Source organism: Brachybacterium alimentarium, from assembly GCF_002332425.1.
Taxonomy (GTDB): Bacteria; Actinomycetota; Actinomycetes; order Actinomycetales; family Dermabacteraceae; genus Brachybacterium; species Brachybacterium alimentarium.
Window position 1 is genome coordinate 103,253 of sequence record NZ_NRGS01000011.1, and the last position, 18,614, is coordinate 121,866.

19 protein-coding genes are annotated in these 18,614 nt (G+C 71.1%); 7 read left to right on the top strand and 12 right to left on the bottom strand.

Annotated features, from left to right (window positions below; all coding sequences use genetic code 11):
- Window positions 1-11 precede the first annotated feature (11 nt).
- Window positions 12-569, bottom strand: a complete 558-nt coding sequence (locus CIK71_RS07920; RefSeq protein WP_096164651.1) for a DUF4242 domain-containing protein — start codon at window positions 567-569, stop codon at window positions 12-14.
- A gap of 142 nt (window positions 570-711) precedes the next feature.
- Between CIK71_RS07920 and CIK71_RS07925 the strand changes: the two genes are divergently transcribed.
- Entirely contained in the window at window positions 712-1,236 is a 525-nt protein-coding gene (locus CIK71_RS07925; protein WP_096164652.1) for a GNAT family N-acetyltransferase, read from the top strand.
- 277 nt (window positions 1,237-1,513) lie between these two features.
- On the opposite strand, the gene CIK71_RS07930 is transcribed toward CIK71_RS07925, so the two are convergent.
- Genes CIK71_RS07930 through CIK71_RS07950 form a run of 5 tightly spaced genes read right to left on the bottom strand, consistent with a single transcriptional unit; the run spans window position 1,514 to window position 7,333 of the window.
- Window positions 1,514-2,644 carry an L-talarate/galactarate dehydratase gene (locus CIK71_RS07930; RefSeq protein ID WP_096164881.1) on the bottom strand — a complete coding sequence of 377 codons (1,131 nt, stop codon included), beginning with the start codon at window positions 2,642-2,644 and terminating at the stop codon, window positions 1,514-1,516.
- Window positions 2,645-2,658: 14 nt separating this feature from the next.
- A complete protein-coding gene (locus tag CIK71_RS07935; protein WP_217990157.1) occupies window positions 2,659-4,098 on the bottom strand; it encodes a glucarate dehydratase family protein in 1,440 nt (479 codons plus the stop codon).
- Between the two features lie 35 nt (window positions 4,099-4,133).
- The gene (gene garR, locus CIK71_RS07940; protein ID WP_096164653.1) at window positions 4,134-5,018 is read right to left on the bottom strand and encodes a 2-hydroxy-3-oxopropionate reductase; all 885 of its coding nucleotides are present in this window, start codon (window positions 5,016-5,018) and stop codon (window positions 4,134-4,136) included.
- Window positions 5,019-5,056: 38 nt separating this feature from the next.
- Window positions 5,057-6,418 (bottom strand): GntT/GntP/DsdX family permease, encoded by a 1,362-nt coding sequence (locus CIK71_RS07945; RefSeq protein ID WP_096164654.1) that lies wholly within the window; start codon window positions 6,416-6,418, stop codon window positions 5,057-5,059.
- A 30-nt stretch (window positions 6,419-6,448) separates the two neighbouring features.
- Window positions 6,449-7,333, bottom strand: a complete 885-nt coding sequence (locus CIK71_RS07950) for a dihydrodipicolinate synthase family protein (RefSeq protein WP_096164655.1) — start codon at window positions 7,331-7,333, stop codon at window positions 6,449-6,451.
- Between the two features lie 130 nt (window positions 7,334-7,463).
- On the opposite strand from CIK71_RS07950, the gene CIK71_RS07955 reads away from it, so the two are divergent.
- The 3 genes from CIK71_RS07955 (at window position 7,464) to pdxH (ending at window position 9,429) form a co-directional block, all read left to right on the top strand.
- On the top strand, window positions 7,464-8,252 hold the full coding sequence (locus CIK71_RS07955) for an IclR family transcriptional regulator (protein WP_096164656.1): 789 nt from the start codon (window positions 7,464-7,466) through the stop codon (window positions 8,250-8,252).
- Between the two features lie 156 nt (window positions 8,253-8,408).
- Complete coding sequence (locus tag CIK71_RS07960; RefSeq protein ID WP_096164657.1) at window positions 8,409-8,705, top strand: hypothetical protein; 297 nt, start codon at window positions 8,409-8,411, stop codon at window positions 8,703-8,705.
- A gap of 40 nt (window positions 8,706-8,745) precedes the next feature.
- Window positions 8,746-9,429, top strand: coding sequence for a pyridoxamine 5'-phosphate oxidase (gene pdxH / locus CIK71_RS07965; RefSeq protein ID WP_096164658.1), 684 nt, complete (start codon window positions 8,746-8,748; stop codon window positions 9,427-9,429).
- Between the two features lie 29 nt (window positions 9,430-9,458).
- Here pdxH and CIK71_RS07970 read toward each other — a convergent pair whose 3' ends face one another.
- Window positions 9,459-10,169: an AAA family ATPase gene (locus tag CIK71_RS07970; protein WP_096164659.1), complete on the bottom strand. Its 711-nt coding sequence runs from the start codon at window positions 10,167-10,169 to the stop codon at window positions 9,459-9,461.
- A complete protein-coding gene (locus CIK71_RS07975; RefSeq protein ID WP_096164660.1) occupies window positions 10,166-10,675 on the bottom strand; it encodes a GNAT family N-acetyltransferase in 510 nt (169 codons plus the stop codon). Before CIK71_RS07975 ends, CIK71_RS07970 begins: the two co-directional genes overlap by 4 nt.
- Before the next feature lie 101 nt (window positions 10,676-10,776).
- Here CIK71_RS07975 and CIK71_RS07980 point away from each other — a divergent pair, with 101 nt between their 5' ends.
- Window positions 10,777-11,511 carry a DsbA family protein gene (locus tag CIK71_RS07980; protein WP_096164661.1) on the top strand — a complete coding sequence of 245 codons (735 nt, stop codon included), beginning with the start codon at window positions 10,777-10,779 and terminating at the stop codon, window positions 11,509-11,511.
- A gap of 40 nt (window positions 11,512-11,551) precedes the next feature.
- Here CIK71_RS07980 and CIK71_RS07985 read toward each other — a convergent pair whose 3' ends face one another.
- Both CIK71_RS07985 and CIK71_RS07990 read right to left on the bottom strand, forming a co-directional pair.
- Complete coding sequence (locus CIK71_RS07985; protein ID WP_096164662.1) at window positions 11,552-12,427, bottom strand: GH25 family lysozyme; 876 nt, start codon at window positions 12,425-12,427, stop codon at window positions 11,552-11,554.
- A gap of 38 nt (window positions 12,428-12,465) precedes the next feature.
- Window positions 12,466-13,203 (bottom strand): glutamine amidotransferase, encoded by a 738-nt coding sequence (locus CIK71_RS07990; RefSeq protein ID WP_096164663.1) that lies wholly within the window; start codon window positions 13,201-13,203, stop codon window positions 12,466-12,468.
- Window positions 13,204-13,298: 95 nt separating this feature from the next.
- On the opposite strand from CIK71_RS07990, the gene CIK71_RS07995 reads away from it, so the two are divergent.
- Window positions 13,299-14,255 carry an aminoglycoside phosphotransferase family protein gene (locus tag CIK71_RS07995; RefSeq protein WP_096164664.1) on the top strand — a complete coding sequence of 319 codons (957 nt, stop codon included), beginning with the start codon at window positions 13,299-13,301 and terminating at the stop codon, window positions 14,253-14,255.
- Window positions 14,256-14,294: 39 nt separating this feature from the next.
- On the opposite strand, the gene CIK71_RS08000 is transcribed toward CIK71_RS07995, so the two are convergent.
- Window positions 14,295-15,845, bottom strand: coding sequence for an HNH endonuclease (locus CIK71_RS08000; protein ID WP_176485588.1), 1,551 nt, complete (start codon window positions 15,843-15,845; stop codon window positions 14,295-14,297).
- 396 nt (window positions 15,846-16,241) lie between these two features.
- Between CIK71_RS08000 and CIK71_RS08005 the strand changes: the two genes are divergently transcribed.
- Window positions 16,242-16,730: a glutathione peroxidase gene (locus CIK71_RS08005; protein WP_096164666.1), complete on the top strand. Its 489-nt coding sequence runs from the start codon at window positions 16,242-16,244 to the stop codon at window positions 16,728-16,730.
- A 4-nt stretch (window positions 16,731-16,734) separates the two neighbouring features.
- Here the strand turns inward: CIK71_RS08005 and CIK71_RS08010 are convergent, their stop codons facing one another.
- On the bottom strand, window positions 16,735-18,546 hold the full coding sequence (locus CIK71_RS08010; protein ID WP_245857392.1) for a serine hydrolase domain-containing protein: 1,812 nt from the start codon (window positions 18,544-18,546) through the stop codon (window positions 16,735-16,737).
- Window positions 18,547-18,614: the final 68 nt, after the last annotated feature.

Genomic DNA, 18,614 nt, shown 5'->3' on the forward strand with positions numbered 1-18,614 from the left:
CGCCTCCGGGCTCACGAGGACGAGGCCCCGAGATCGATCGCGCCGAGCGCCCAGATGCGGTCGACCGGGGTCTCGACGGCGTCGCGGGCACGACGGACGGCGTCCTCGTCGGGCGCGTCGTAGAAGCACAGGCACTTCGCGGTGTCCTCGCGCACGTAGGTGCGCAGGAACGACGTCTCGGGGACCTCGGCGTACTTGGGGGCGTTCGCCTTCTTGCGGGCGAGGTACTTCTCCATCGTGATCTCGGCGGGGATGTCCCACTCCACGAGGTATCCGGCCCCGCGGCGCAGCGCCTTGATGTCCTCGAGCTCCGCCCCGACCAGGCGCACCTCGTCGGGCCCCTCGACGGACGTCGCCGCATCGCCCACCGCGGCGGAGATCTCGCCGGCGGTCTCGGCGGACTCCGCCTCGACGATCGTGAACAGACGCGAGTGGTCGGCCGCGACCTGCGACTCGATGACCTCACGGGATGCGTCGGCCCCGGCGCCTCCCACCAGAGCGTCCAGAACGGCCTGGACGCCCTCACGGGTGGCGGAAGCGGGTTCGATCTCGAACAGGAACAGAGCCATGTCACACCTCTCGACGGAATCTTCGGGAACACACCCGAAGCACAACTTATGGACAGCATAAGGGCCTACGCGGGGTCCCTGCATCCTCCGTGGCCTGCGGCGTGAGGACGCCCTCCCCCGCCCGCTGAGGCAGACTCGGCGTATGAGCTCCACGCCCACCACCCCGCCGACGTTCACGATCGACCGTCCGCGGCTCGAGGACGTCCCCGCGATCGCGCGGATCCACGTGGACGGGTGGAGGGCGGCTTACTCGCATCTGCTCGCGGGTGAGCAGTGGTTCGGGCAGCAGGCGGTCGACCGACGTACCACCCAGTGGACCTCCTGGCTCACGCCCGACACGCCTGCTCACGACCAGGGGATCTACCGCATCGGTCGCGACGCCGAGGGCACCCCGATCGGGCTCGCGGCCTCCTGGCCTCCCCGCGAGAAGCAGCCTGTGCGCGGCCGGGAGCTGTCGATCCTCTACATCGAGGAGGCGTGGTTCGGGAGCGGTCTGGGGCGCGCGCTCGCGGAGTCGGTCCTCGACGGCGGGCCCGCCTCGGTGTGGGTCGCCGAGGAGAACCCCCGGGCACGCCGCTTCTACGAGAAGCTCGGCTTCACGCCCGACGGGGCGGCCCGCGTCGAGGAGCAGCTCGGGAACATCCGGGACATCCGCATGGTGCGCTGAGCGGCCGAGCCCCCGCCCCCGGGAGCGGCAGCCATCCCACCGACAGGGGCGGTCACCGTGTCACCGACGGGCCTATGGCGACGAGCACTGGCGATATCGCCGGTGCACCTCACCAGCGGCCCGCCCGCGACATGGGCCCCGACCATCCACGGCCCGGACGACGCCGACGAGGCGGTTGAGCGCAGGAGCGGTGCCCCGAGACCTGCACCCGGCGCCCCGACCCCGACCCCGAGACCTGCACCCCGGATCCCGCATCCCGAGCCCCGCGTCCTGGCTGTCAGCTCCTGCCGAGCACCACGGACTCGCGGGTCAGGGCACGGCACCGCTGCGACAGGGTGATGCCGAGGCCGGGGCGGTCCGGCACGAGCATGCGCCCGTCGCGGGTCTCCAGCCGCTCCTCGAACAGCGGGTCCAGCCAGTCGAAGTGCTCGACCCAGGGTTCGCGCGGGTAGGCGGCGGCCAGGTGCAGGTGGATCTCCATCGCGAAGTGCGGAGCGAGCTGGAGGCCGGCGTGGTCGGCGAGGGTCGCCAGGCGCAGGAACTGGGTGATCCCGCCGACTCGCGGCGCGTCGGGCTGGATGATGTCGCAGGCTCGGGCGTCGATCAGGCGCACGTGCTCGGCGACGGAGGCGAGCATCTCCCCCGTCGCGATCGGGGTGTCCAGCGCGTCGGCGAGCTGCCGGTGCCCCTCGACGTCGTAGGCGTCCAGCGGCTCCTCGATCCACACCAGGTCGAACTGCTCGAGCCAGCGCCCCATGCGCAGGGCCGTCGGCCGATCCCACTGCTGATTCGCGTCGACCATGAGCGGGGCATCCTCCCCGATCGCCTCGCGCACGGCGGTGACGCGCGCACGGTCCACGGCGGGGTCGGGGTGGCCCACCTTGATCTTGATGCCGCCGATGCCGGCCTCGAGCGAGCGGACGGCGTTCCGGGTGACCTCCTCGAGCGGTGCGTTGAGGAAGCCTCCCGAGGTGTTGTAGGTGCGCACGGAGTCCCGGTACGGGCCCAGCAGCTTGGCGAGCGGGAGCCCGGCGCGCTTGGCCTTGAGGTCCCACAGGGAGATGTCCAGCGCCGCGAGGGCCTGGGTGGCGAGTCCCGAGCGGCCGACGGAGGCCCCCGCCCACAGCAGCCGTTCGTACAGGCGGGGGATGTCGGAGGGGTCCTCCCCGATCAGGAGGTCGGCGACCTCCTTGGCGTGCGCGTACTGCGCCGGCCCACCGCCTCGCTTGGAGTAGGAGAAGCCGATGCCCTCCAGGCCCTGCTCGGTGCGGATCTCCGCGAACAGCAGCACCACCTCGGTCATGGGCCGCTGTCGGCCGGTGAGCACCTTGGCGTCGCTGATCGGCGTGGACAGCGGGAGCACCACGCTCGACAGCTCCACCGAGCGGATCCGGTCCTGTCCCGGCATCTGGTGGGTGAGGGTCATCGTCGAGCTCCTGTCGCTGTGCTTGGTGCGGTGGCCGGTGCTGCCGCCGGCCCTAGGGTCGGGGCCTCGTCGCGCACGAGGCAGGGACGCCGGGCATCGAACTCCCATCCCGGCACGAGGTACTGCATGGTCACGGCGTCGTCGCGGCCGCCGGTGCCGACGATCCGCTCACGGTGCAGCGCATGCGCGGCCTCGAGGCGGTCGCGATCGATCTCGATTCCCAGCCCCGGAGCGTCCGGGTCCACCGTGATCTTGCCGCCGGCGATCCGGTGCGGCTGCCGGGTGAGCTGCTCGAGCCCCTCCTGCCAGATCCAGTGGGTGTCCAGCGCGTTGTACCTCCCGGGGGCGGCGGCGCCGCAGTGGGCGATCATCGCCAGGGAGATGTCGAAGTGGTTGTTGGAGTGGCAGCCCCAGGTCAGGCCCAGGTCGTGACACAGCTGGGCGACCCGGACCGAGCCCTCCATGGTCCAGAAATGCGGATCGGCGAGCGGGATAGACACCGACTGCAGCGCGAGCGAATGGGTCATCTCGCGCCAGTTGGTGGCGACCATGTTGGTCGCCGTCGGCAGCCCCGTGGCCCGTCGGAACTCCGCGAGCACCTCGCGCGCCGAGTAGCCGCCCTCGGCCCCGCAGGGGTCCTCGGCGTAGGCGAGCAGGCCCTGCGCGTCCGAGCACAGCTCGATCGCCTCCTCGAGCGACCAGGCCCCGTTGGGGTCCAGCGTGATCCGGGCGTCGGGGAAGCGGGCCTTGAGGGTCCGGATCGCCTGCATCTCCTCGGCGCCGTCGAGCACTCCGCCCTTGAGCTTGAAGTCCTCGAAGCCGTACCGGTCGTAGGCGGCCTCGGCGAGCCGCACGATCGACTTGGGTGTGAGGGCCTCCTCGTGGCGCAGCCGGTGCCAGTCGTCGTCCGCCTCCCTCTCGCGCACGTAGTCGAGGTCGGTGCGGTCCGGATCGCCGACGTAGAACAGGTACCCGAGGGTCTTCACCGCGGTCCTCTGCTGCCCGTCCCCGAGCAGGGCTGCGACCGGCAGCCCCACCCATTTGCCGAGCAGGTCGAGCAGCGCGGCCTCGATCGCGGTCACGGCGTGCACCGTGGTGCGCTGATCGAAGGTCTGGTCGCCGCGGCCCGCGCTGTCGCGGTCGGCGAACTCCTCACCGATACGGCGCAGCACGTTCTTGCGGTCCGCGATGCTCGCGCCCTCGACGAGCCGGCGGGCGTCCTCGAGGGTGCGGGTGATCGGCTCGCCGCCGGGGACCTCGCCCACGCCGGTGGTGCCGTTCGAGTCGGTCAGCAGCACGACGTTGCGCGTGAACAGCGGACCGTGCGCGCCGGAGAGGTTCAGCTCCATGCAGTCCCGTCCGGCGACGGGGAAGACTTCCATCCGCTCGACGGTGGGTGCCGTCGTGCCTCGTGCTGCTGTGCCCTGGGCGGTCATCGAGTGCTCCTGTGCGGGGGTGCGTGCCACGGTGCTCATTCGGCGATCCTCCGCCCGGCGAGCGTCTCGTAGTAGGTGGCGAGCGAGGAGTGGTCGTCATGCTCGTGCCCGGCCGCCGAGATCGCGGTCATCATCTCGCGAACGGCTGCGGTCAGCGGCAGCGACGACCCGCTCTCGTGCCCGGTGCCCAGCGCATTGTCGAGGTCCTTGATGTGCAGGTCGATGCGGAAGCCTGGGGCGTGGTCGCCCGAGAGCATCTTCGGCGCCTTCTGCTCCATGACCTTGGAGCCGGCGAGGCCGCCGCGGATCGCGTCGATGACCGAGGCGGGGTCCACGCCGGCGGTCCGGGCGAGCACCGCCGCCTCGCCGAGGACCGCGATGTTCACCGCGACGATGGCCTGGTTGGCGAGCTTGGCGATGTTGCCGGCGCCGATCGGGCCGACGAGCGTGACGGAGCTGCCCATGAGGTCGAGGATCTCGCGGACCCGGTCGAGGTCCGCCTGCGCACCGCCGACCATGAAGGCCAGGGTGCCCTCGATCGCGCCGGGCTCTCCGCCGGAGACCGGCGCGTCGAGCATGCCGACACCGCGCTCGGCGAGCGCCTCATGGAGGCGACGGCTGACCGCGGGGGCGATCGAGCTCATGTCCACCAGAAGCGATCCCGATGCGGCACCCTCGAGGACGCCGTTCTCGCCGAGCACGACCTGCTCGACATCGGGGCCGTCCGGGAGCATCGTGAGGATGATGTCGACCTGCTGGGCGACCTCCTTCGGGGTGTCCGCCGTGTCGGCGCCCTGGTCGGCCAGCTCCTGCATGGCGCGGGGCGACCGGTTGTGCACGACCAGCTCGTGACCTGCTGCGAGCAGGTGCGCCGCCATGGGGCGGCCCATGATTCCGAGTCCGATGAATCCGATCCTCATGATGAGGTCCTCTCTTCCTGTGCGGTGGTGGGTGGGGGTCAGGCCGGGACCACGAGGCTCAGCAGCATGACGCCGCCGAGACCCAGGATCGCCAGCACGGTGGTGTAGCTCGTGCGGATCTTCAGGGCGTCCGTGACCTCGAGGTTGAAGTACTCCTTGAACAGCCAGAATCCCGGATCGTTGACGTGGCTGAAGGCGATCGACCCGCAGGCAGTGGCGAGCACAGCGAGCTCGGGCGAGACGCCACCGGCCGCGACCAGCGGTGCGGCGATGCCTCCTGCGGTCGAGACCGCGACCGTCGCGGAGCCGATCGCGATGCGCAGGATGACGGCGATCAGCCAGGCCAGCAGCAGCGGGTTCACCGACAGGCTCCCGCAGACGTCCGCGATGTAGTCGGCCACGCCCGCCGCGGTGAGTACCTCTTTGAAGGAGCCGCCTGCACCGACGACGAGGATGATCATCGCCATCGCCTTCGCACCGCCGCCCATCGAGCTCGCCACGTCGGTCATGCTGTGCCCGAGTCGCGGTCCGAGCGCCCAGGTCGCGACGACCAGGGAGATCAGCAGCGCGACCGTCGGCTGACCGATGAAGCCGATGGCCGAGCCCAGCCGGGACTCGCCCGGCAGGAGGATCGCGTAGACGGCGGCGCCGGCGATCAGCACCACCGGAACCATCGCGACCAGCACCGAGAGCCCGAGCGAGGGCATCTCCTCCTCGGTGAACTCCTTGTCCGTCGCGAGGCCCGGGGGAATCTGCGGATCCAGCTTCTTCACGAACGGCAGACGGGGCCAGATCATGGCGATCAGGGCGCCCGCGGGCACAGCGATCGTGAGGCCCAGCAGCAGCGTCGTGCCGATCGAGGCGCTGTAGAGCCCGGCCACGGCTGTCGGCCCCGGATGCGGCGGCAGGAAGCTGTGCATCGTCGAGAGGGTGATCGACATCGGCAGCGCGATCCACAGGAGACGCTTGCCCGTGGTGCGCACCAGGGTGAACGCGACCGGCACGATGATGATGAAGGCGACCTCATAGAACATCGTCCCGCCGACGATCACCGAGGTGGCGATCATCGACCACTGCACGCCCTTCTCCCCGAGGGCGCGGGACAGGGACTGCGCGATGCGCTGCGCGGCGCCGGCGTCCCCGAGGACCCGGCCGATCATCGCACCGAGCCCGATCACGATGAGGGTCGAGCTCAGCTGGCCGCCGAGGCCGTCCTCGATGAGGAGGGGCACGGCGCTGAGCCCGGCTGGCTCACCTTCATAGGTGAGGCGGTCGGTGAGCACCGCCCACAGGCCGACGAGGCCCGAGACGAGCAGGAGTGCGACGAAGCCGTTGAGCTTCAGTCGCGTCATGAGGACGACGAGGAGCACGACCGCCAGGGCGACTATGACCAGGGGCATGGGAGTCCTTTCGCTGCGATGCGGGGAAGGTCAGAGAGCCGCGAGCGACTCCACGACGCTCGTCAGCTCCGTGCGCAGCCGGGGATCGATCTCGCGTGCTGGGGCGAAGCAGCTGCCGGCGTCGATGCCGGCGATGCGCAGCCCCTCCTTGAGAACCAGGGGGAAGGTCGCGCGGCCGACGAGGTCCCGCAGCGACGTCAGAGCCTCCTGCAGCTCGCGGGCCCGGGTGAGGTCCCCGGCCCGGTACGCCTCGTAGATGCCCGAGACCACCTGCGGGGCGACGTTTGCCGTGGAGGCGATCGCCCCCTCGGCCCCGGCCTCGAGGGCGGGGAGGATGTGGGTGTCGAGGCCGACGAGGACGGTGAAGCCCGCCGGGCGCGCATCGAGGATCGTGCGCAGACGCTCGAGGTCCCCCGCGGAGTCCTTCAGGCCGACCACGCCGTCGACCTCGGCGAGCTCGAGGACCGTCTCGACGGAGAGCTCGACGTGGGTGCGCCCGGGGTTGTTGTAGAGCAGGACGGGCAGGTCGGTGCCGCCGGCGATCTCCCGGAAGTGGGTGACCAGCTCACCTTGGGTGGGCGTCATGAAGTACGGGGTGAGCACCGAGAGGCCGGCGACGCCGCCCACCTCCTCGATCATCCGCGCCGTGCGCAGGCAGTCGCGGGTGGTGATCTCGCTGGCCCCGGCGTAGACGGGGACGCGGCCGGCGACGTGCTCGACGGTGATCTCGACGACCCGGCGCTTCTGGTCCTCGTCCAGGCCGTAGATCTCGCCGCTGCTGCCGAGCACGAAGATGCCGTGCACACCGCGGTCGATGGTGAAGTCGAGGACGTCGCGCAGACCGTCCTCGAGGAGGTCCCCCGACTCGGTCAGCGGGGTGACGAGGGCGGGGATGATTCCGTGCGGACTGCTCATGGGCTGCTCCGGTGCAGAGGCGAGTAGGTCGGAGTCAGGTTCACATATGTGGACAACGTGACACAAGGGGGCTCGAGTGTTTTTCTCCGAGAACCGGAATCAGAGGCGCGTTCCCGGTTACCATCGGGCCATGGCCACGAACCCGACCTCCGACGCAGCCGGTGCCTCCGGCGTCCGCGAGGTGAAGTCCGCTGCCCGGACGATCGAGGTCCTCGAGTTCCTGGCCGCCCGGCAAGGGACGCTCACCCGGCTGAGCGAGGTCTCCGACGCCCTGGAATGGCCGCGCTCCTCGACCCATGCACTGCTCCAGACCCTGGTCGCCCGGGGCTGGGTGCAGACCGAGCCGACGGGCTCCTACTACTCGATCGGCATCCGCGCCCTGCTCGCCGGGACCAGCTACATCGACCGCGATCCGCGGGTGCGCCTGGCGCATCCGATCCTCGCGGACCTCGCCACCTCCCTCGGCGAGACCGTCCACCTCGCCCGCCTCGACCGCGACCAGGTCGTCTACCTCGCGACGGTCGAGTCCCGCGAGTACACGCGGGTCATGCCGCGCGTGGGCCGTCGGCTGCCGGCTGTGCACACCTCGCTCGGCAAGGCGATCCTCGCCGAGGAGCCGGCCGCCCGGCCCACCGAGATGGCGCCCGCCCTGACCCGCTTCTCCCACACCCGGCTCGCGGAGCTCGAGGAGGACCTCGCCCTGGCCGAGCAGCGCGGCTACGCGATCGACGAGCAGGAGAACACCGAGGGGCTGCGGTGCATCGGCCTCGCACTGCGCTACACCCGCCCGGTCACCGACGCCATCAGCTGCTCGGTGCCGATCCGTCGACTCACCCCGGGGCGCTGGGAAGAGATCATCGCGGCCCTCGAGGTCGCCCGCGACCGCATCGAGGAATCGGCCCCCGTCGTCGGGCCCTGACGCCCTGACCTGGTCGGCCTCCAGTGAGGCGGACAGCGCTCCGGGCACGGCTCCACCCGGGGTCGGGGGCCGGCCTCGAAGGATCCGACCCGAGGAGGACCGGTCCGCGCTCCTGGGGGGACGCTCCGGCACCCCGTCCGCCGCGATGCTCGAGGCATGAGAAACGCAACCATCGCCACCAGCCGCACCCGAGCCGCCTCCGAGGAGCCCATCGCCTACCGTCCCCTGCCTGCCGCGTGGGGCGACGTCGAGGCGCTGCATGCCGTGCGCGCCGCCAAGGCCCGCGCCGCCGAGCAGGGGGTCGACCCGAGCACCCTGGCCCTCGAGGCCACGACAGCGCCCGAGAGCACCAGGCCCACGACCCGTGACACCGCCGCGACCGGATCCCGTCCGGCCGCTCGCGGCCGCCGCCTCATCCCGCGACACCACAGGCGCCGTCTCGCGACCGTCTGAGCCGCCGTCGGCCGCGCCGGAGGTCACTAGGATCACGAGCATGACCGATCGATCCGCCGCACATCATCTGGCCGAGGAGCGCCTCGACTATCTCGCCGGGTCCCTGCCCGACGACGCCCCCGCGGACCCGCTGGCCCTGTTCGACGTCTGGATGGACGAGGCCTTCGCCCGCCGCGAGCAGCACGGCGATCTCTCCGACCCGTCGGCCGTGGTGCTGTCCACCGTGGCGCTGGATCCCGGCGGTGTCCCGCGCCCCCGCTCGCGCACGGTGCTGCTGAAGGGGCACGACGACGGCGGCTTCGTCGTCTACACGAACCTCTCCTCCCCGAAAGCTGCGGAGCTCGAGGCCACCCCGCGCGCCGCCCTCCTGCTGCCCTGGTACCCGCTGCAGCGGCAGGTGCGCATCGAGGGGCGGGTCGAGCGGCTGCCTGCGGCGGAGTCCGAGGCGTACTGGGCGCAGCGCCCTCGCGGCTCGCAGCTGGGAGCCTGGGCGTCCCACCAGTCCCAGCCGATCGACTCGCGCGCGGATCTCGATGCGCGATATGCCGAGATCGAGGCCCGTTTCGAGGGTGCCGACGTGCCACGGCCGGAGTTCTGGGGCGGCCTGCGGATCCATCCGGAGCGCGTCGAGTTCTGGCAGGGCCGCGAGAACCGCTTTCACGACCGGATCGTCTACGACGTCACGGCCGACGGCAACTGGCAGCGGCACCGCCTCCAGCCCTGAGGACAGAGCTCTCCGACTCCTACCCCGGATCAGGTGAGGTGGCGGAGGAAGCGCTGCGGGGACTCGAGGAAGCTGCGCCAGGTGCGCACGAGTTCGAGGTGGTCGTACTCCGTGCGTCGCAGGCCCCACTCCCCCACCTCGAGCAGGTCGCCCCCGGGCAGCGCGGCGAGCACCGGGGAATGGGTGGACAGGATGATCTGCGAGCCACCCTCGGCGAGGTCGCGCAGCAGCCCCAGCAGGGCCAGGCAGCCGCTGAGGGAGAGCGCGGACTCGGGCTCGTCCAGCAGCCACAGGCCACGGATCCGCGAGCGCTCCGCGACCAGCTCGAGGAAGGATTCACCGTGGCTGCGCTCGTGCATCATGCCGCCCACGCCGATCTCCTCGTAATACGTGAACAGCGAGTGCATGGTCTCGGCGCGCAGGAAGAAGCCCGACTTCGAGGCTCCTGCACCGCGCACCAGCTGCAGGTGCTCCGCGAGCGCGGACTCCGTCGTGCGGGTGGCGTGCATGGCCCCGGTGCCGCCGCCTTCGGCGTTCAGCCCGTACGCGCCGGCTATCGCCTCCACCACGGTGGACTTCCCCGCCCCGTTGTCCCCGGTCAGCACCGTGATCTGGCCGAGCTCGAGGCCGTCGTCGAGCACCTGGCGCACCGGCGGCAGGGTGGCGGGCCAGACGGCGCGGTCCGCAGGGGCGAGCCTGTGCTCGCGCACCGCACGCAGCGGCAGCAGGAGGTCGCTCATATGCCGAATGCCTCCGGATAGGAGATCTCACCGCGCGGCACCGGCCGGGCCGAGTCGAGCGCGACGGCCAGGAAGGCGTCGTCGGGAGCGTCGAAGGGCGAGGTGATCCCGGCCAGGGACGCCGGTTCGAAACCGAAGCGGGGATAGAAGTCAGGGTGCCCGAGCACGACCACCGCGTTCTCGCCCTGGCCACGAGCCGCCTCCAGACCAGCTCGGATCACGGCGGAACCTGCCCCGCGGCCCTGGACGTCCGGCAGTGTGGCGCACGGCGCGAGAGCCAGCACCGGTTCGCCGCCGACGGTCGCACGGGTCAGCAGCGCGTGCGCGACGAGGCGGCCGTTCTCGTCGGTGGCCACTGTGGAGAGACCCTCGATCCAGGCCGACGCATCGGCGCGTAGGGCGTCCACGAGATCCGCCTCCTCGGCGGTCGGGAAGGCTTCGGCGATCAGGGCGTGAAGCGCGGGAGCGTCGCTCGGCAGCTCAGGGCGTGTGGTCCACGGTGTCATGGCTCCAGAGTGCACCACGGGCCGGACACCGCAGCCGCTAGGCTCTCCTGCGGGCCCGGGACACGGCGGGTCTTTCGACCGACCAGCTCCCGAGGTGGATCATGGCCCAGCCCCGCTCCCGCACCCCGCTCATCGTGGGGATCTTCGCCGCGATCGCCTGCCTGGCTCTCGTGCTGCTCGTCGTGGCCGCGCTCATCGCCGGCATCGTGTACTTCCGCTCCCTCGACTCCGGGGGCTCCGGGGGCTCCGGGGACCAGCGCGACGGCACGTCGACCTCCGGTGAGCTCATCACACCGCCCGGTGTCGACGAGGACCAGCCGTACCTCGAGATCAGCACCAGCTCGGACGGGCCGGTGGTCGATGTCTACCTCGACTTCCTCTGCCCGCACTGCAAGACCTTCGAGGAGGCGCAGGGCGAGGACCTCGCGCAGCTGGCGCTCGACGGCGAGATCACGCTGCGCATGCATCCGCGCCCGATGCTCGACCCGAACTCCACGCCCGTGGGTTACTCCGGCCGGGCGGCGAACGCTGCCGTCTGCGCCTACGCCGAGGATCCCGAGCTATGGTTCCCGGCCGAATCGGCCCTGTTCGAGGCCCAGCCGGGCACCGAGGGGCTCACCGATGACGAGCTCGCGCAGGTGGTCGACGAGGCCACCGGCCTGGACGTCGGCCAGTGCATCGCCGAGGGCACCTATCTGCCCTGGATCGAGGACGTGGTGGAGCCCGAGGCCGGATCGAGCACCCAGGGCACGCCGACGGTGCTCCTGGACGGAGAGCAGTTCACGGGCGACCTCGCCGCTCCCGGCAGCGTCAAGGAGGCCGTCGAGGCGGCCTGAGGCTCGCCCGGTCGGTCCCGCCCTGCCCGTCTGCCCGGTCCTACCCGTCGACCTCATGGGCGATCGCGCCTTCGCCGTCCGCGATGGAGGAGCCCTGGCGCAGGATCTCGATGCGGGCCACGTCGATGTCGACGCCGCCCTCGATGCCGGAGACAGTGCCGTCGAAGCGCAGCTGCCAGACGGCCCAATCCTCCTGCTGAGGGCGATCCGAGGCACGGAACAGCCAGTCCGGACGCGGTTCGGTGACCGGCAGTCCGTAATGGTCGCGCCATTCCTTCGAGGAGTAGATGAGCAGGCGGCGGCCCCAGGCCTTCTCCACCGCGGCCGTGAAGTCGTCAATCTCGGCCTGGGCGTCGACCCCGCCGGGACGCTCCGCGCAGGCCCCGTCGAACTCGAGATCGATGGCCGGCGGGAGGGCGGCGTCGTCCGGCGGGGCGGCGGCGAGGAAATCCGTGGCCTGGTCCGCGCCCGAGGAGCACAGCGTGAAGTAGTGGTAGGCGCCCGGGGTGAGGCCTGCCGCGCGGGCTCCATCCCAGTTCTGCTGGAACATCGCGTCGGTATAGCCGGCGCCCTCCGTGGCCTTGATGTAGGCGAAGGAATAGCCGTCGGCGGCGACCTCCTCCCAGTCGATCTCCTTCTGATGAGCCGACACGTCCAGACCCATCACCTCGTTCTGGGCGAGGTCGACTCCGTCGGGGAGGTTCTCCGTCGCAGCGGCGTCCGGCGGGATCGCGCGCACGGACAGGGCGTCGTCATCGGCCTCGAAGGGGGTGCGCGCAACGGCTCCGTCGGACCCTCCGCGCAGGCCGCCGATAAGCAGGGCCGTGCAGCCGCCGAGCACCAGCAGGAGGATCACGGCGAGCGCGCCGGCTATCAGCTGGCGACGCCGGACCTGCTCTGGGGTGAATCGGGGCACGCGGCGACGCTACCGGAGAGGCGTCGCCCGCCCCGGCATCATCGCGCGAACAGCGTGGCGAACGCGCGCAGCAGCTTCGGTGGTTCGTCGGCCGTCTCGCGCTGGAGGGCGGTGAAGATGTCCTCCATCTCGTCGGGCGAGAAGTAGCCGTGGTCGCGGTAGGCGCGGGCCCGCTCGATGATCGAGGGGATGTCGAGCTCCGGATGGAACTGGGTGGCGTACTGCCGGGTGCCGACGCGGAACATCTGCACCGGCGCGGTCGCCCCGCTCGCCAGGACGGTCGCGAACGACGGCAGGGTGTGGACCGCCTCCTTGTGGCCGACGAGGCCGGTGAAGGTCGTCGGCAGGCCGGCCTCCTTCACCAGCGGGTCCTCGAGACCGGCCGCGGTGAGCGTGACCTCGACGGCGCCGAGCGGCTCGCCGTAGGTGCGGTCGATGAGGGCGCCCTGGTGGGTGCCGAGGGTGCCGATGCCGTAGCAGGCGCCGAGGAACGGAATGTCCTGGGCGATCACCTGGTCGAGCACGCGGAAGATCTCCTTCTCGGCGCGCTTCTCCGCCTCGGGCTTCGACTCCTCCGGCTCCGAGACGGTGAACGGGCTGCCGCACAGGATGATCCCGGAGATGTCCTCGAGATCCTCCACCGGGAAGCGGTCGCGATCCAGGCGGGCCCAGATCAGGTCGTCCTCGCCCAGACCGGTGAAGGCGAGCACGGCCTCCCTCTCGGTGAGGGCGACGTCGTCTTCGGGGCGGGTGGCGATCTGCACGAACGGTTTCACGCAAGAATGCTAACCGTCGGGCCGGAGCTCGCGGACATACGCTGGTGCTGCGCACTGCTGCTGCTCCGTCGTGGGCGGCATCGAAGGAGACCGCCATGACGCCGCCCGCAGATCCCCCAGATCCCTCAGTCCCGGCCCTCGTCGCCGGATTTCCGGTGCCCGAGCAGCTCGCGGCCGCCGATGACCCGGGCGTCGTCGCGTGGCGGGCGGGGCTGGACGGCGTGGTCACCGAGCTGCTCTCGCAGTGGGATCTGATCCCGGCGGCGCCGTTCGAGCCCGGGGGCTCGTCCGCGTGGGTCGCCCCGGTGCGGGATCAGTCCGGCGCTGACCTGGTGCTCAAGGTGGCGTGGGCGCATGAGGAGTCCCGCGACGAGGCGGCGGGGATGACGGCCTGGCAGGGTCGCGGCGCGGCCACGGTGCATCGCAGCGAGCGGCGCGGGGCGACATCCGTGCTGCTCATGGAGAAAGTCGTGCCGGGTACGGAACTGGCACAGCTGCTGGCGTGGCCGGAGCGGGACGAGGTCGTGGCGGGCATGCTGCGCCGCCTCTGGGTGACCCCGGAAGAGCTGCTCCCGACGCCGGAGAGGACCCCGTTCCGCCCCCTCGCCCACATGTGCGCTTGGTGGGCCGACGAGGCGCAGGCGCGCGCCGAGGCCGGGCACTCCCCGCTGCCCGGAGAGGTGGTGCAGCGGGGGTTGGAGCTTTTCAGGTCGCTCCCGCAGGACTGGGACGGCGAACAGATGCTGCTGGCGACCGACTTCCATCACCACAATGTGCTGGCGCGCGGAGAGGACGGGTCGCGGGAGTGGGTGCTGATCGACCCGAAGCCGTATGTGGGCGATCCGCACTACGACCTGCTGCAGCACATGCTCAACGATGCGGACCGGCTCCGCGCTCGGCCCGGTGCGTTCGCCGATCGCATGGCCGAGCTGACCGGGCTGGACCCCGCACGGACGCGCCGGTGGCTGTTCGCGCGATGCGTGCAGGAGGCCGGTGTCGCGGACGGCGCGGCGGAGGCGGCGATGCGGCTGGCGGACGACGGGGTCGGGTGACCTGGCTTCACCTTGCGATCCGCCTATCCGTCTATCCGCCTATCCACCCTCGTCCTCCTGGGGCGCGGCGTCCGGCGGGGCACCGGGCTGAGGGCCGGCGCGGTCCGTCGCGTTGTCTTGGTGCTTCGGGGAGCGCGGGCCGAGGAGCCGCGTCGGGCCCGTCACCCGGGTGATGCCGGAGTACCCGGTCCAGGCCACCCGATGACCGGTGCCGCCCGAACCCTCGATGCGTTCGACGCTCGCGGCGTCGTGCTCCTTCTGGTTGCAGTGCGCGCAGGTGTCCTGCCCGTTGTCGACACTGGTGGGACCGCCTCGGGAGAACGGTCTGATGTGGTCGTGCTGCCGGGTGTAGGCATTGCAGAAGGGACCGCGACAGTGGGTGTCGCGCCAGGTCAGGAATTTGGCCATCGCCGGCGGGAACGCACGCCCGCGGGCCTCGACCGCGACCAGCTCGCCGGTGGCGGGGTGCGTGTACAGGCGGCGGAGCACCGCACGGGTCTCCTCGCCGTCCTCCCCGAACGGGTCCGGCTCGGTGGACGAGGGAGGCGTGGTCACAGCGCGGAGCTGCTCGCGGACGGCCTCGGCGGGAACGGGGCCGTAGCCCTCGATCTGGGCGGCATCCCCCGCATCGGGCCTGAACAGCGCCCGATCGGTGATGATCACGCCGACGTCGAGATCGACGGCGTCCATCGCTCCATCACGGCCCAGCACGGTGTCCACCAGGGCGTCGGCCATCAGCGCGCTGTGCCCTGCGTCCGCTCCGCCAGCGCGACGGCGCTCCGCCTCGAGGGAGAGCCGCTTGTGGAGCAGGCGCGCATCGAGGGCCGGGAGATGAGCGCTGAAGCGTGCCATCCCGTGCTCCCCCGGTGTGAGGGTCACGCTGCGATGCCTCCGCGCCCTCCGGTGACGCAAGGCCGCGCCCTCGGCGTCGAGCTCCATGATCGCGGCGGCCGCTTCGGCGCGCCATCCGCGCACCCCGGCCCCGTCGAGAAAGGGCAGTCGTGCAGCGAGGGCCTCGTCGACGCTCCGACACTGCTCCTCGGTCAGAACCGACGCCGCACCGGACACCGCGTAGGCGGCCTGGGCGGAGACCTTGCGCCCCGCGAGGGCGTCGAGCATCTTCGGCATCGACGACACCAGGCGGCGAGCCGAGGCCAGCGTGCTGCCTGCTGCCGAGGGAGAGCACCGCGTGATCAGGGACAGGTCCCGGCGCAAGATGCCGCCCGCCTGCTTGTCCAGGACGGCCTGCGAGGGCACGGCACTCGATTCGTGCGCGGCGGCGTCGCGGGCCGCCGCCGTACGGTCGCGACGGGTGACCTCGGCGAGCGCGACGACGGTGCGCGCTTCCAGCGCATCCTGGGCTCCCCGGATGACCTGCTGGGACGTCATGAGGTCCACGAAGGCGCTGCGCTCCGCGCCCTGCGTCGCGAACAGGTCGCCGGGGTCCTTCGCGACCTCCTCGAGTGCGTGCCCCACGTCGCCGAGCAGCCGGGCGAGACCCTCCGGGCCGGCTGCACGCACGGCCTCCGGCGACCACGGGGAGTCGGGGGACTCCTCCGGGCCGCCGGAAAACCTCTGCGCATTCGTCATGCTCTCATTCTCCCCGCGCCGCCTCATCATCGACACCCTCCGCGGGGAATTGTGGATAACTCGCTCGAACGCCTCGCAGAAAGCGGTTGATCGTCGCCCGCCGACACGCACACTCAAAGGAGCCAACCTGAGAACGACCCCGCTACATGACCACTACCTGCTACGACACCTCTCCGTCCGCTCCCTCCAGCACTCCCGACAGAGCCGGGAACGAAATCACCGGAACAACGCCCAGAAATACGTCACGAAGCCATCTCCACCACCTCCGGAAAAATCCAGGGAACCACGCGAATTGTGGATGAACAGCGTCGGTGGAGGAAAGGTCGGCCAGCCGCATCGGCCACGCCCACCGGCGCACCCCACCCCGCTCGCAGCACCCGGGGCCACAATGGAGACATGACCTCACTCGCCGATTTCACCGCGACCACGATCACCGGGACCGAGAAGGACCTCGCGGACTACGCGGGCTCCGTCGTCCTGGTGGTCAACACCGCCAGCAAGTGCGGCTTCACGCCGCAGTACGCCGGACTGCAGGATCTCTACGCCCGCTTCCACGACAAGGGGCTCGCCGTCCTCGGCTTCCCGTGCGACCAGTTCATGAACCAGGAGCCCGGCTCCGAGTCCGAGATCGCCGAGTTCTGCTCGGTCAACTTCGGCGTCGAGTTCCCGATGTTCGCCAAGGTCGAGGTCAACGGCGAGGGCGCGCACCCGCTCTACCAGTGGCTCACGGGAGCGCACGGGGACATCCCCGCCGGCGAGATCGGTTGGAACTTCACGAAGTTCCTGCTGGACCGCGACGGTGCCGTGATCGGGCGATACGCCTCGGACGTCGAGCCGGCGAGCATCGCGGGAGACGTCGAGAAGGCCCTGGCCGAGCAGGCTTGAGCCGCTACTCCCCCAGCTCCCACCCGTCGGCCACGACCAGATCGCGGTCGTCGGGGCGGTCCGTGTCCAGCACGGCCTCGCCGCCGTCGAGCACACGCACCCTGCCCGCCCATGCGCCGAGGCCGCGGGTGGCGGCATCGGTCACCAGGCTCAGGCGCAGCTGCGTCTCGCCCGACCCCGGGACGGCGAACGTGCCGGTCCAGCGCTGACGCCTGCCCCAGCCGGTGATCTCGCCGGCGGGCACCTCGACGCTCTCCTGATGCGGGGCCGAGAGCGTCCCCGCCAGCGGGGTCCAGGCCGAGCCGCCGTCCTGCGAGGCCTCGACGGTGAGCACGTCGTACGCGGTCTCGAGATGGGCGAAGAGGTCCAGCTGCAGCTCGCCGGCGCCGCTCGGGAGGTCGACAGCGCAGGTCAGCGTCGCCGTCGTCTCGTCCTCGCCCCCTGCGTACCAGCCGGAGCGCACCTCCTCGGGCACGATCCCGAGCGCGTGCGCCACGCAGGTGGAGACCTCGCGTCGGGTCTCCGACGTGGTCGACCATTCGCGGGTGGGATGCACGGAGTTCGCGAGCAGCACCACGATCGTGTCGGTGAGCGGGTCGATCACCAGCGACGTGCCCGTGAAGCCGGTGTGGGTGCCGCTGTAGGGGCTGGTGAGACCTGCGTGGTAGTACCAGGCCTCGAGCTCCGGGCCCAGGCCACGGCGGGCGCCGCCCACTCCGGTCACGTCGGCGATGCGGTCGGTGAACATGTCCTGCACGGTTCCGGCCTGGAGGATCCGCGCGTCCCCGTAGCGGCCGCCGCCGAGGAACATCTGGGCGAACACCGCGAGGTCGCGCGCGGTCGAGAACACGCCGGCGTGCCCGGCGACACCTCCGAGCGAGTAGGCGTTCTCGTCGTGCACATGCCCGTGCACCAGGTAGCCGTAGAAGTCGATGTACTCGGTCGCGGCGATGCGATCCTTCAGCGCGCTCGGCGGGTTGTACATCGTGTCGGCCATGCCGAGCGGCTCGGTGATGTGCTCGCGCACGTACTCGTCCAGGCTCTGCCCCGAGAGCTTCTCGATGATCAGGCCGAGGGTGATCAGCCCCAGGTCGCTGTAGACGTACTCGACGCCCGGCGGGTTGTCCGGCTCGACGGTCAGCACGGCGTCGAGCCGCGAGGGGATGTCCGGGAAGGCGGAGTAGAGGTTGATGAACGCCGGCAGTCCGCCCACGTGCGTGAGCAGATGCTGCAGGGTGACCTGCTCCTTCCCGTTCTCCGCGAAGCTCGGCAGGTGGGAGGCGACGGTGTCCTCCAGCGATAGCCGGCCCTGCTCGACCAGCTGCATCAGGGAGGTCGCGGTGAAGATCTTCGAGATCGAGGCGAGGTCGTAGATCGTGTCGGTGCGGGCAGGGATCCACTGGTCCTCCGGCAGCTCCTCGCCCGCATCCTTCCAGCGCAGCGCGTAGCCGTCGGCATGCTCATAGGCGATGCCGGCCTGCGAGGCGACCAGGAGGGAGGCCCCGGCGAACCGCGGCGGATCGACCCCGAGCGCGTCCGAGACGATCCCGGGCAGATCGTCGAGCACCGCGGCGTCGAATCCGACGTCCGACGGCTCGGCCGTGTGCAGGGTGTCGCCCGATCCCCTCCGGTCCCACGGGTGGCGGATCGGCTCCCCATGACGCCAGGTGGTCCCGGAGCGGGTGCGGGGCGCCCCCTTCTTCGGTGCCGGGTCGCCTTCGGCGCGGGCCGCGGCGGGGAGGCCGACGGCGGTGGCTGTGGCGGTGGCCAGGGCGGCTGCGGTCAGTCCGGTCCGACGGGAGATCGGGAGGTCCATGAAGCTCCTTCGCATCAGGGGCCCGCGCACCGGCGGGATGCGGTGCGGGCCGCGAGCCACGTTATCGA